Source organism: Burkholderia mayonis (assembly GCF_001523745.2).
Lineage (GTDB): Bacteria > Pseudomonadota > Gammaproteobacteria > Burkholderiales > Burkholderiaceae > Burkholderia > Burkholderia mayonis.
This window is the reverse complement of record NZ_CP013386.1, coordinates 780,120-793,183: the sequence shown is the minus strand read 5'-3', so window position 1 is coordinate 793,183 and position 13,064 is coordinate 780,120. Positions and strand designations below refer to the sequence as shown.

At 67.7% G+C, this 13,064-nt stretch carries 11 protein-coding genes; 6 read left to right on the top strand and 5 right to left on the bottom strand.

Annotation, left to right across the window (positions count from 1 at the left end):
• Positions 1-250: 250 nt before the first annotated feature.
• The gene (purM, locus tag WS70_RS04020; RefSeq protein WP_059596369.1) at positions 251-1,306 is read right to left on the bottom strand and encodes a phosphoribosylformylglycinamidine cyclo-ligase; all 1,056 of its coding nucleotides are present in this window, start codon (positions 1,304-1,306) and stop codon (positions 251-253) included.
• A gap of 301 nt (positions 1,307-1,607) precedes the next feature.
• Here purM and hda point away from each other — a divergent pair, with 301 nt between their 5' ends.
• The 6 genes from hda (at position 1,608) to panB (ending at position 6,732) form a co-directional block, all read left to right on the top strand.
• Complete coding sequence (gene hda, locus WS70_RS04010; RefSeq protein WP_059470904.1) at positions 1,608-2,333, top strand: DnaA regulatory inactivator Hda; 726 nt, start codon at positions 1,608-1,610, stop codon at positions 2,331-2,333.
• A 21-nt stretch (positions 2,334-2,354) separates the two neighbouring features.
• Positions 2,355-3,041, top strand: coding sequence for a histidinol-phosphatase (locus tag WS70_RS04005; protein WP_059470842.1), 687 nt, complete (start codon positions 2,355-2,357; stop codon positions 3,039-3,041).
• Positions 3,038-4,609 carry a polynucleotide adenylyltransferase PcnB gene (gene pcnB / locus WS70_RS04000; RefSeq protein WP_059470841.1) on the top strand — a complete coding sequence of 524 codons (1,572 nt, stop codon included), beginning with the start codon at positions 3,038-3,040 and terminating at the stop codon, positions 4,607-4,609. Before WS70_RS04005 ends, pcnB begins: the two co-directional genes overlap by 4 nt.
• A 35-nt stretch (positions 4,610-4,644) precedes the next feature.
• Positions 4,645-5,172, top strand: a complete 528-nt coding sequence (gene folK, locus WS70_RS03995; RefSeq protein WP_059470840.1) for a 2-amino-4-hydroxy-6-hydroxymethyldihydropteridine diphosphokinase — start codon at positions 4,645-4,647, stop codon at positions 5,170-5,172.
• On the top strand, positions 5,169-5,852 hold the full coding sequence (locus tag WS70_RS03990) for a deoxynucleoside kinase (RefSeq protein ID WP_059596407.1): 684 nt from the start codon (positions 5,169-5,171) through the stop codon (positions 5,850-5,852). The genes folK and WS70_RS03990 overlap by 4 nt, the downstream gene beginning before the upstream one ends.
• A 64-nt stretch (positions 5,853-5,916) precedes the next feature.
• Positions 5,917-6,732, top strand: a complete 816-nt coding sequence (gene panB, locus WS70_RS03985) for a 3-methyl-2-oxobutanoate hydroxymethyltransferase (protein ID WP_059470839.1) — start codon at positions 5,917-5,919, stop codon at positions 6,730-6,732.
• Positions 6,733-7,091: 359 nt separating this feature from the next.
• Here the strand turns inward: panB and WS70_RS03980 are convergent, their stop codons facing one another.
• The 4 genes from WS70_RS03980 to WS70_RS03965 all read right to left on the bottom strand — a co-directional run bounded on the left by WS70_RS03980 (position 7,092) and on the right by WS70_RS03965 (position 13,055).
• Positions 7,092-9,092: a chorismate-binding protein gene (locus WS70_RS03980; protein WP_059596368.1), complete on the bottom strand. Its 2,001-nt coding sequence runs from the start codon at positions 9,090-9,092 to the stop codon at positions 7,092-7,094.
• Positions 9,093-9,123: 31 nt separating this feature from the next.
• Positions 9,124-10,257, bottom strand: coding sequence for a molecular chaperone DnaJ (gene dnaJ, locus WS70_RS03975; RefSeq protein WP_059470837.1), 1,134 nt, complete (start codon positions 10,255-10,257; stop codon positions 9,124-9,126).
• Positions 10,258-10,519: 262 nt separating this feature from the next.
• Positions 10,520-12,469, bottom strand: a complete 1,950-nt coding sequence (gene dnaK, locus WS70_RS03970) for a molecular chaperone DnaK (RefSeq protein WP_059470836.1) — start codon at positions 12,467-12,469, stop codon at positions 10,520-10,522.
• Positions 12,470-12,614: 145 nt separating this feature from the next.
• Positions 12,615-13,055 (bottom strand): YbbN family protein, encoded by a 441-nt coding sequence (locus tag WS70_RS03965; protein ID WP_059596367.1) that lies wholly within the window; start codon positions 13,053-13,055, stop codon positions 12,615-12,617.
• Positions 13,056-13,064: the final 9 nt, after the last annotated feature.

The window sequence follows — 13,064 nt, the reverse complement described above, 5'->3', positions numbered from 1 at the left end:
GCAGCATAGCGCCGTCATTTCAATATTTCAAGATTTATTGAAACAAATATCCGCTCGCGGCTTTCCGTTCGGTCCCCGCCTGCTCTCCCGGCGCACCGCGATCGGATGACGACAGACAGCGGAGCGGAACCGCGCCGGTCCAGCCGGCTTGCGAACGAAAAAAAGCCCGGCTCGCGATGAGCCGGGCTCGTGTTCGATCCGCCCTTCCCCAGCCGCTCAGGGCCGGCGAGGGACGGCGGGCGCGATGCGCTCAGACCACGACCGTCTGCGCCTCGCCTTCGCGGCTCGCGCGCACGGTGCCGATCTTCCACACCTGCTCGCCCGCGTCGGACAGCTGGCGGAGCGCTTCGTCCGCATCGGCGGCCGACACGATGACGGCCATCCCGATCCCGCAGTTGAACACGCGGTGCATCTCGGCGTCGGCGACACCGCCATGCTGCTGCAGCCACTGGAACAGCGGCGGCAGCGGCCATGCGTTCTTGTCGAGCTCGGCCGTGAGACCGTCGCGCAGCACGCGCGGAATGTTCTCGACGAGGCCGCCGCCCGTGATGTGCGCCATCCCCTTCACCGCAATTTTCTCCATCAGCGCGAGGAGCGGCTTCACGTAGATGCGGGTCGGCGCCATCAGCGCGTCCGCGAGCGAACGGCCGTGGAAATCGGCCGACAGATCCGGATTCGCGCGCTCGATGATCTTGCGCACGAGCGAGAAGCCGTTCGAGTGGATGCCGCTCGACGCGAGGCCCAGCACGACATCGCCGCCGGCGATCGTGCTGCCGTCGATGATCTTGCTCTTCTCGACCGCGCCGACCGCGAAGCCCGCGAGGTCGTATTCGCCGTCCGGGTACATGCCCGGCATCTCGGCCGTCTCGCCGCCGATCAGCGCGCACCCCGACAGCTCGCAGCCCTGCGCGATGCCCTCGACGACCTTCGCCGCCGTCTCGACGTCCAGCTTGCCGCACGCGAAATAGTCGAGGAAGAACAGCGGCTCGGCGCCCTGGACCAGGATGTCGTTGACGCTCATTGCGACGAGATCCTGCCCGACCGTGTCGTGCTTGTTCAGATGAAAGGCGAGCCTGAGCTTCGTGCCGACGCCGTCGGTGCCCGACACGAGCACCGGCTCGCGGTACTTCTTCGGCACCTCGAACAGCGCACCGAACCCGCCGATGCCGCCGAGCACGCCGTCGCGCAGCGTTTTCTTCGCAAAGGGCTTGATCTTGTCGACGAGCGCGTCGCCCGCATCGATGTCGACGCCCGCGTCACGGTAGGACAGACCCTGGGCGTCAGGAGCGGATTTCGGAGGATTCATGGGGGAATGCGAGAAGGTCGGTAAAATGCGATTTTACCCGAAGCCGGCCGGGCGGCCGGAATTCCCCGCATCGATTCATCAGGGAAAGCATCTTGCCCCATTCGTTACCGTTTTCGCCGCTCGAGCGGCTGCGCCCTCGCTTGGCCGGCGCAGCCGTACGGCACGCCGCGCGCGCCGCCCACCCGTCGCGCGCAGACGCATGCCGGGGCGGCGCGCGCAGCCGCGCACACGGGCGCTTCCCGACGATGCCGACCACGCGCCGCCGCTCTTCGGGCATGCAACACCGGACCTGATTCGCACCGTGACTGTATCCCGTCAACTGACGCTCGATCTCGGCACCCCGCCGCCCGCGACGTTCGACAACTTCTACTCGGGGACGAATGCCGAGCTCGTCACGCGCCTGCGCGAGCTCGATCTCGCGCTCGCGGCCGGCCCCGTCGCCGATCGCACGTTCTACGTGTGGGGCGAAGCGGGCAGCGGCCGCAGTCACCTGCTGCAGGCGCTCGTGCACGACACGACGTACGGCCATGCGCGCTATGTGAGCCCGCAAAGCGGGCTCGACGCGTTCGTGTTCGATCCGCGCGCGTCGCTCTACGCGGTCGACGACTGCGACGCGCTCAACGACGCGCAGCAGATCGCGCTCTTCAACCTGTTCAACGAAGTGCGCGCGCATCCGACGAGCGCGCTCGTCGCCGCGGGGCCGGCCGCGCCGCTCGCGCTCGACGTCCGCGAGGACCTGCGCACCCGCCTCGGCTGGGGTCTCGTTTTCCATCTCGCGCCGCTCACCGACGAAGGCAAGGTGGCCGTGCTCAAGCACGCGGCGAAGGAGCGCGGGATCGCGCTCGCCGACGACGTGCCGTCGTACCTCCTCACCCATTTCCGCCGCGACATGCCGAGCCTGATGGCGCTCCTCGACGCGCTCGACCGCTTTTCGCTCGAGCAGAAACGCGCGGTCACGCTGCCGCTCCTGCGCGCGATGCTGGCCGCGCCGGAGCGCGACGAGGTCGCTCCGGGCCGGTTCAAGTAGCTTCAAGTAAAATGCCCCTCCATGACTAATTTGGCACTTTTCGACCTGGATCACACACTGATCCCGACAGACAGCGACCACGAATGGGGCCGCTTCATGGTCAGGCTCGGCATCGTCGACGCGGACAGCTTCTCGCGCCAGAACGACAGCTTCTACGCCGACTACAAGGCGGGCAAGCTCGACATCCACGCGTACCTCACGGCGATGCTCTCGCCGCTCGCGAGGTATTCGCGCGCGCAGCTCGCGCAGTGGCACGACGAGTACATGCACGAGGTGATCCGGCCGGCGATGCTGCCCGCCGCGCTCGAGCTCGTGCGGCGGCACCAGGATGCGGGAGATCTCTGCTGCATCGTCACCGCGACGAACGAATTCATCACGCGTCCGATCGCGACCGCGTTCGGCGTCGACACGCTGATCGCGTGCGAAGTGGAAACCGTCGACGGCCATCCGGACTCCGCGTTCACCGGCCGACCGGCCGGCACGCCGAGCTACCGCGAGGGCAAGATCACGCGCACGGAAGCGTGGCTCGCGTCGCTCGGCAAGCGCTGGGAAAACTTCGATCGCAGCTACTTCTACAGCGATTCGCACAACGACATTCCGCTTCTCGAAAAAGTCACCGACCCGATCGCGACCAATCCCGACGACACGCTGCGCGCATACGCACGCGAACACGGCTGGCGCATCCTCGACCTCTTCCAACCGTCGTGATCAAAAAACTCATCCGCAAGCTGCTCGGGCAGGACGCCCGCGCGTCGCAAGACGCGCCGCAGGACACCGCCGCCCCGCAGGAAGCCTCGTCGGGGGACGCCTCCGCCTCGGCCGCGCCCGCTGCCCCCCGCCGCGCGAAATCCGCGCGCGGCGCCGCCAAGAAGGCCCGCAACGGCGAGCCGAACGCCGTGTCCGCGAACGTGCACGGAATCGATCCCGCGCTCATCTCGAAAAACGCGATCCGCGTCACCGACACGCTGCAACAAGCCGGCTTCCGCGCATTCATCGTCGGCGGCGCGGTGCGCGACCTGCTGCTCGGCATCGCCCCGAAGGATTTCGACGTCGCGACCGACGCGACGCCGACCCAGGTCCAGCATCTGTTCCGCCGCGCGCGGCTGATCGGCCGGCGCTTCCAGATCGTCCACGTGCAGTTCGGGCAGGAGCTGATCGAGGTGTCGACCTTCCGCGCGCTCGTCGACGCCCCGCAGGAGCCGCCCGCCGAAACCGCGCCCGCGAAGCGCCTGAAGCGCGACGAGCTCGACCGCCGCACGCACGCGGTCGACGCGAGCGGCCGCGTGCTGCGCGACAACGTGTGGGGCGAGCAGCACGAGGACGCGGCGCGCCGCGACTTCACGATCAACGCGATGTACTACGATCCCGCGACGCAAACCGTGCTCGACTATCACGACGGGATGGCCGACATGCGCGCGCGCCTGCTGCGGATGATCGGCGATCCGGCGACGCGCTTCCGCGAGGATCCGGTGCGGATGCTGCGCGTCGTGCGCTTCGCGGCGAAGCTCGGCTTCGAGATCGAGGAGAACACGCGCGCGCCGATCAAGGAGCTCGCGGATCTCATCAACAACGTGCCGGCCGCGCGCCTCTTCGACGAGATGCTGAAGCTGCTGCTGTCGGGCCACGCGCTCGCGTGCCTGAAGCAGCTCCGCAAGCAGGGGCTGCATCACGGGCTGCTGCCGCTCCTCGACGTCGTGCTCGAGCAGCCGCAGGGCGAAAAGTTCGTCACGCTCGCGCTCAACAACACCGATGCGCGCGTGCGCGCGGGCAAGCCGGTGTCGCCCGGCTTCCTGTTCGCGACGCTCCTCTGGCACGACATGCGCCAGCGCTGGGAGCAATACGCCGCGGACGGCGAGTACCCGGTCCCCGCGATCAATCACGCGATGGACGACGTGATCGACATGCAGACCGAGAAGCTCGCGATCCACAAGCGCTATTCGGCCGACATGCGCGAGATCTGGGGGCTGCAGTTGCGGCTCGAGAAGCGCTCCGGCCGCAGCGCGCTGAGGCTCCTCGAACACCAAAGATTTAGAGCGGGGTATGATTTCCTCCTGTTGCGCTGCGAATCCGGCGAGCTCGATCCCGCCGTCGGACAGTGGTGGACGGATTTCATCGACGGCGATGCCGCGACGCGCGAGGCGCTCCTCACGCAGGGCGGCAGTCGGGACAAGGCGCCTCGCAAGCGGCGCCGCCGCAGCGGTCGCAGCCGCCGCGGGGCCGAAGGTGCCGAGAGCACGGAAGGCGCCGCGCGCGGCGAGTCCGACGCGAACGACTGACGCTTGCGCCGTCGAACGACGTAGGAAGGAAAGCCATGACGGTTGCTTATCTCGGGATGGGGGCCAATCTCGGCGACGCGCGCCAGGCCTTGAAGGACGCAGTGGTCTGCCTCGCCCAGCAGCACGCCATCACGGTGCTCGGCAAGTCGAGCCTGTATCGGACGGCGCCCGTCGACGCAGGCGGCGGCGATTACTACAACTGCGTCGTGAAGATCGACACGACGCTCGCCGCGCGCGCGCTCCTCGCGCTCTGCCAGAAGATCGAGCACCACTTCGGCCGCGAGCGGCCGTACCGGAACGCACCGCGCACGCTCGACATCGACATCCTGCTCTACGGTGAACAAACGATCGACGAGCCCGACCTCGTCGTCCCGCATCCGCGCCTGACCGAACGTGCGTTCGCGCTCGTGCCGCTCGTCGAGATCGAGCCCATGCTCGCGATCCCCGCGCGCGGCCGCGCCGAGGCGTTCCTCGCGGACGTCGCGCACCAGCGCATCGAGAAGGTCCAGACTTGCCAGTGCTTGGCGATGCGGGCCGCCGCCGAAAAGAACCGCTGCCGATGAACTCGACACCGCTCACCGTCACAGCCCCCGATTGGCGGCCGCCGTGCCGCTACCTCGCGATCGAAGGACCGATCGGCGTCGGCAAGACGACGCTCGCAACGCTGCTCGCCGAACGCTGGTCGATGCGCGCGCTCCTCGAACGCCCGCAGGACAACCCGTTTCTCGAACGCTTCTATCGCGACACCGCGCGCTACGCGCTGCCGACGCAGCTCGCGTTCGCGCTGCAGCGCGAGCGCCAGGCGCGCGAGATTGCTGCCGCATACGAAGCGAACACGCCGATCGTTGCGGACTTCATGCCGCAGAAGAACGAAATCTTCGCGCGGCTCACGCTGCCCGACGACGAATGGCAGCTATATCGGTCGCTCGCCGCGCATCTCGACGCGCCCGCTCCGGCGCCCGATCTCGTCGTCTATCTGCAGGCGAGCCCCGAAGTGCTGTTCGCGCGAATCCAGAAGCGCGGCCAGCCGATGGAGCTGCAGATCGGCGACGCGTACCTGCGTTCGCTTTGCGACGCGTACAACGATTTCTTCTATCACTACGACCGCACCCCCGTGCTGACGGTCGCAGCCGAGCACCTGAATCCGCTCGACTCCCCCGACGACCTTGCCCTGCTCGTCGACCGCATCGCGTCGATGCGCGGCCGCAAGGAATTCTTCGTCAAAGGCGGCGGCGCGCGCTGACGGACGCGCGCGCGGTCGCTCGCTGCGACGCCGCCCTTTCTCTCACCATCGAATCGGACCTCCCATGACCTACCTTCAGGAATCCAGCCGACCGGCCGTGACGGTGCCCAAACTGCAGGCGATGCGTGAAGCCGGCGAGAAGATCGCGATGCTGACGTGCTACGACGCGAGCTTCGCCGCCCTCCTCGACCGCGCGAACGTCGACGTGCTGCTGATCGGCGATTCGCTCGGCAACGTGCTGCAGGGCCAGACGACGACGCTGCCCGTCACGCTCGACGACATCGCGTATCACACCGCATGCGTCGCGCGGGCGCAGCCGCGCGCGCTCGTCGTCGCAGACCTGCCGTTCGGCGCCTACGGCACGCCCGCCGATGCGTTCGCGAGCGCGGTGAAGCTGATGCGCGCGGGCGCGCAAATGGTCAAGCTCGAAGGCGGCGAATGGCTCGCCGACACGGTGCGCTTCCTCGTCGAGCGGTCGGTGCCCGTATGCGCGCACGTCGGGCTCACGCCGCAGTCGGTGCACGCATTCGGCGGCTTCAAGGTGCAGGGCAAGACGGAAGCGGGTGCCGCGCAATTGCTGCGCGACGCCCGCGCGGTCGAGGAGGCGGGCGCGCAGCTCGTCGTGCTCGAAGCGGTGCCGACGCTCGTCGCGGCCGAAGTCACGCGCGAACTGACGATTCCGACGATCGGCATCGGCGCGGGCGCGGATTGCTCAGGCCAGGTGCTCGTGCTGCACGACATGCTCGGCATCTTCTCCGGCAAGCGGCCGCGCTTCGTCAAGGACTTCATGCAAGGGCAGCCGAGCATCTTCGCGGCGATCGAGGCATTCGTGCGCGCGGTGAAGGACGGCAGCTTCCCCGGACCCGAGCATTCGTTCTGATGACGAAGTGACGGCCTGATCGTGCGCGGCGCGGCGTCGCTCGCACGCCACGCTTCGTATTCGGGCGCTGCGGCACTCGAAAAAAAGCGGCATTCGACGTGTGCGGATGCCACTTTTTCATGTCGACAGCCGAACGACGCGGCAATGCCAAGCAAGCGATATACGACAAGCGACACGTCGTCAAGCATGAGGCGCGCCCGGTTCCCCGGTTCGATGCCGGCATATCGTCTCGCCGCCGCTACGCTGCCCCGAACGAGCGGCAGCGGCCGCGCACTGCGCAGCGCGTTGGCCGGCGTCAGCGCATCGGCGCGCGACCCGCCGTCGAGCGCCAGCGCGCCTCCGCCTCCATCCTCTCGTCGTCAGGCCACCGCTGCGCCGCCTCGCACGAGCCGCGCCGGCACCGCGCCGCGCAGCGCGTTGGTCAGCATCAGCGCATCGGCGCGCAGCAGGTCGTCGAGCGTGAGCACGCGCTCGGTCGCCTGCAGCGCCGGATCGCCGAGCAGCACGCCGCGCATCACGCCCGGCAGCACGCCCGACGACAGCGGCGGTGTGAACCAACGCCCGTCGAGCTTCACGAACACATTCGTCCGCCCGCCCTCCGTCAGCTCGCCGCGCTCGTTGAAGAACAGTATGTCAAACGCATCGCGCGTCTCGGCGTCCTTCCACGCACGATCGTAGTCGGCACGGCGCGTCGTCTTGTGCGCAAGCAGCACGTCGCCCGAGTGCATCTGTGCGAAGCCGTGTTCGGGCGCGAGCAGCACGCCGACCGCGTCACGCGCGAGCGGCGCAAGCGGCGCGGCCGTGATGTCGAGCGCGCCGTCCTTCGCCAGCGCGACGCGGAAACGATGTTCGCCGTCGCCCAACTGCGCGCAGCGCTCGTCGATGCGCCGCTTCGCGGCCGCTTCGTCGAGCGCGAAGCCGAGCGCATCCGCGCTCGAACGCAGCCGCGCGAGATGGCGGTCGAGATGACGCACACCGGCATCGCGCGTCGCGTACATCGTCTCGAACAGCTGGAAGCCGGGATCGGCGTCGGTCAGGAATCGCGCCTTCAATTCGCACTCCGCGTATTCGTCGGCGGCGACGCTGTCGAGCACGATCCCCGCACCGACGCCCATCGTGCCGCATCGGTGGCCGTCGGCTGCCGGCGCGTCGAGCGTCAGCGTGCGGATCGCGACCGACAGGCAGAAGTCGCCGCAGCCGCATGCCGCACTCGGCGGGCGGACGGCCTTCGAGACGTGCCCCGAGGAGGCGTTGTCCGGGGCCGCTCTTCGGGGGAATGCCTTCGAGGCGCCCCCCAAGGAGACTTCTTCCGGAACACCCCGCCCGGGGGCTTCTTGCGAGGGGTCGCCCGATATCGCATCGAGCCAGCCGATCGCGCCCGTGTAGAGCCCGCGCGGCGTCGTCTCGATCGCGTCGATCAGTTGCATCGTCCTGTGCTTCGGCGCCCCGGTGATCGAGCCGCACGGAAAGAGCGCGCGCAGCACGTCGGCGAACGTCGCGCCGTCGACGAGGCCCGCTTCGACCGTCGACGTCATCTGCCACACTGACGCATACGGCTCGACCGAGAAGAGCGCCGGCACCGTCACCGACCCCGTTCGCGCGATGCGCGCGAGGTCGTTGCGCAGCAAATCGACGATCATCACGTTCTCCGCGCGGTTCTTCGCGTCATTCGCGAGGAACTCGGCCGCGGCTGCATCCGCGCGCGGATCGTCGGAGCGCGGCGCGGTGCCCTTCATCGGCCGCGCGCGCAGCAGCGCGCCCGACTTCTCGACGAACAGCTCCGGCGAGCACGACACGACCCACGCATCGCCCGGCAGCGCGATCAGCGCGCCGTAGCGCACCGGCTGACGCGCGCGCAGGCGGCGGTACAGCGCGAGCGGCGCGCCGAACGCATCGAAGCGCAGCCGATACGTGTAGTTGATCTGATACGAGTCGCCCGCGCGCAGCGCGTCATGGACCGCGGCGATCGCCGCGTCGAACGCGCCGCGCGTCACGCTCTTCGTCACGTGCGCGACGCCCGCGGCCGACGGCTCGGCCGCGCCGCCGTCGCGCGCAGCGAGCCACGCGTCGGCTTCGTCGCGCGAGAGCTTCGCGCATTCGGAGAACAGCAGAAACCGCAGCGCGCCGCCGCCCCGCTTCCCGAACTGCAGGTCGCGCCCGAATTCGTAGTCGCCGAGCACGACCGCGTGCAGACCTCGCCGCGCATCGTCGACAACAGCCGCGCACACCGCATCGAGCCCGGCCGGCTCGGCGCAGACGCGCTCGTGCGAGAAGCCCAAATACAAACGACTCGACCGCGCTGCCGCAGTCGAGTCGCAATCGTCGAAGAGCGCGAACACCGCGCCCGATTCGTCAGTCATCCTGCATCACCTGCGTGCTACGTGCCGCCCGTCACTCGAAGAAGCTCTTCACGCGATCGAACCAGCTCTTGCTTTGCGGGCTGTGGCGCGGGCCGCCTTCCGCGAGCGATTTCTCGAACTGCTTGAGCAAATCGCGCTGCTGCTCGGTGAGCTTCACGGGCGTCTCGACCTGCACGTGCACGTACAGATCGCCGGCGATGCTGGAACGCAGCCCCTTGATGCCCTTGCCGCGCAGACGGAACGTCTTGCCCGACTGCGTGCCTTCCGCCACCGTGAACGACGCGCGGCCGGCGAGCGTCGGCACTTCGATCTCGCCGCCGAGCGCCGCCGTCGTGAACGGAATCGGCATCTGGCAGTGCAGGTCGTCGCCGTCACGCTCGAACACCGAGTGCGGCTTGATGTGGATCTCGACGTACAGATCGCCGGACGGCCCGCCGTTGATGCCCGGCTCGCCGTTGCCGGCCGAGCGGATCCGCATGCCGTCGTCGATGCCCGCCGGAATCTTCACTTCGAGCGTCTTGGTTTCCTTCACCTTGCCGGAGCCGTGGCAGTGCACGCACGGTTCCGGGATGTAGGTGCCGGTGCCGTGGCACTTCGGGCAGGTCTGCTGGATGCTGAAGAAGCCCTGCGACATCCGCACCGTGCCCTGGCCGTGACAGGTCGGGCAGGTTTCCGGCTTCGTGCCCGGCTTCGCGCCCGAGCCGTGACAGACGCCGCACGACGCCCAGCTCGGCACGCGGATCTGCGTGTCGTAGCCGTGCGCCGCCTGCTCGAGCGTGATCTCCATGCTGTAGCGCAGGTCCGCGCCACGGTACACCTGCGGACCGCCGCGGCCGCGGCCGCCGCCCGCAGCCGCCTGGCCGAAGATATCGCCGAAGATGTCGCCGAACGCGTCGGCGAAACCGCCGAAGCCTTGCGCGCCGGCCGCTCCCACGTTCGGATCGACGCCCGCGTGGCCGTACTGGTCGTACGCCGCCCGCTTCTGGCCGTCCGACAGCATCTCATAGGCTTCCTTCGCTTCCTTGAAATGCTCTTCCGCATCCTTGCTGTCCGGATTGCGGTCGGGGTGGTACTTCATCGCGAGCTTGCGATATGCCTTCTTGATTTCGTCGTCGCCTGCATTCTTCGCGACGCCCAGAACCTCGTAGTAATCCCGTTTCGCCATATCGTTTCAATGCCGCCGCGCGAAGCGCGCGCAACGGCTCCTCTCGCTTCCGGTAAAGTCTTGCGACTGGTTGAGCGCCGCGCCGGCCGGCCCGCAGAAGCCGGTCGGCGCAGCGCTCGCCATAAAACAAATGTGCCCGGAGAGCCGCGAGGCCCGCCAGGCGCAAGTATGATCCGCCAATTCGGCAGTGAAGAAACGGACCCGGGAAGGCCGCGCCGCGCACCTCGCATGGGTGCCCGGCACGACCCGACCTCGACCCGGCTTAGTCCTTCTTTACTTCCTTGAAGTCGGCGTCGACGACGTCGTCGGCCGTCTGCGCGCCGCCCTGCGCCGCGCCTTCGGCTGCCGCACCGGCAGCGCCCGCTGCGCCGGCCTGCTGCGCCTGCATGTCGGCGTACATCTTCTCGCCGAGCTTCTGCGATGCCGTCGCGACCGCTTCGATCTTCGCATCGATCGCCGCCTTGTCGCTCGACGCGCTCTTCAGCACGTCCTCGAGCTCCTTCAGCGCGGCTTCGATCTTCTCCTTCTCGCCCGCGTCCAGCTTGTCGCCGTACTCGGCGAGCGCCTTCTTCGTGCTGTGGACGAGCGCGTCGCCCTGGTTGCGCGAATCGGCCAGCTCACGCAGACGGTGATCTTCTTCCGCGTTCGCTTCCGCGTCCTTCACCATCTTCTCGATCTCGGCTTCGGACAGCCCCGAGTTCGCCTTGATCGTGATCTTGTTTTCCTTGCCGGTCGCCTTGTCCTTCGCGCCGACGTGCAGGATGCCGTTCGCGTCGATGTCGAAGGTCACTTCGATCTGCGGCACGCCGCGCGGTGCGGGCGGGATGCCTTCCAGGTTGAACTCGCCGAGCAGCTTGTTGCCCGCCGCCATTTCGCGTTCGCCCTGGAACACCTTGATCGTCACGGCGCCCTGGTTGTCGTCCGCCGTCGAGTACACCTGGGCGTGCTTCGTCGGGATCGTGGTGTTCTTGTTGATCATCTTCGTCATCACGCCGCCGAGCGTCTCGATGCCGAGCGACAGCGGGGTCACGTCGAGCAGCAGCACGTCCTTGCGGTCGCCCGACAGCACTTGGCCCTGGATCGCCGCGCCCACCGCGACGGCTTCGTCCGGGTTCACGTCGCGGCGCGGGTCCTTGCCGAAGAATTCCTTCACCTTCTCCAAGACCTTCGGCATGCGGGTCTGGCCGCCCACCAGGATCACGTCGTCGATGTCCGATACCTTGACGCCCGCGTCCTTGATCGCGATGCGGCACGGCTCGATCGTACGCTCGACCAGCTCCTCGACCAGCGCTTCGAGCTTCGCACGCGTGATCTTCAGGTTCAAGTGCTTCGGACCCGACGCGTCCGCCGTGATGTATGGCAGGTTGATTTCGGTCTGCTGGCCCGACGACAGCTCGATCTTCGCCTTTTCGGCGGCTTCCTTCAGGCGCTGCAGCGCGAGCACGTCCTTCGACAGGTCGACGCCCTGCTCCTTCTTGAACTCGCCGATGATGTAATCGATGATGCGCTGGTCGAAGTCTTCGCCGCCGAGGAACGTGTCGCCGTTCGTCGACAGGACTTCGAATTGCATTTCGCCGTCGACATCCGCGATCTCGATGATCGACACGTCGAACGTGCCGCCGCCCAGGTCGTACACCGCGATCTTGCGGTCGCCCTTCTCGGCCTTGTCGAGGCCGAACGCGAGCGCGGCAGCCGTCGGCTCGTTGATGATCCGCTTGACTTCGAGGCCCGCGATGCGGCCCGCGTCCTTGGTTGCCTGACGCTGGCTGTCGTTGAAGTACGCCGGCACCGTGATCACGGCTTCCGTGACCGGCTCGCCGAGGTAATCCTCAGCGGTTTTCTTCATCTTGCGCAGCACTTCGGCCGAAACCTGCGGCGGCGCGAGCTTCTGGCCATGCGCTTCGACCCACGCGTCGCCGTTGTCGGCCTTGGTGATCTTGTAGGGCATCAGGCCGATGTCCTTCTGAACTTCCTTCTCTTCGAAGCGGCGGCCGATCAAGCGCTTCACCGCGAAGAGCGTGTTCTTCGGGTTCGTCACCGATTGACGCTTGGCCGGCGCGCCGACGAGGACCTCGTTGTCGTCCATGTAGGCGATGATCGACGGCGTCGTGCGCGCGCCTTCCGAGTTCTCGATGACCTTGACCTGATTGCCTTCCATCACGGCGACGCACGAGTTCGTGGTGCCGAGGTCAATACCGATGATCTTTCCCATTTTTCCTAATCTCCAGAAATCCCTGTTCGCTGCGGCGTTGGCGGGTTGCTGCCCGCTGCGCCGCGCCAAATTCGACTCTGCACTCGAAATAAGTGCGGCCGCGTCGTTTTCAAGACCCCGAAGGCGATGCGGCCATTAAATTTTTTCAATCGGCGGGACGGTCCGCTTTGCCTGCGACGGCGGCCTCCGCCTTCGCGCGCGCCGCGGCGACGGCCGCCTCGAACTGCGCGAGCCCGCGCCAGCCGGTCGCCCGGCCGAGCCGCTTGCCGCGCCGGAAGAAGAACCAGGTCGGCACGCCGTGCAGCGCGAAGCGCCGCGCAAGCTCGCGATGTTCGTAGACGTTGCTGTGAAACCATTCGAGGCCGAGCGCGCGGATCGCGTCCGGGTTCGCGAGCATCGCCTTCTTCGCGATTTCGCAGTTGAGGCAGTCGACGCCGCGAAGCAGGTCCCCTTGAGGCGCGCCCCAGAAGAAGACGACGGCGAGCGCGTCGCCTGCGCTCGCGAGTCCGGCGTCGAAGCTCTCGGCGTCCAGTTCCTGCATGTCGAACGCCGCGAACGCAGTCGCATCGACGCCCGTGCCCGCCATCGCCGCCCC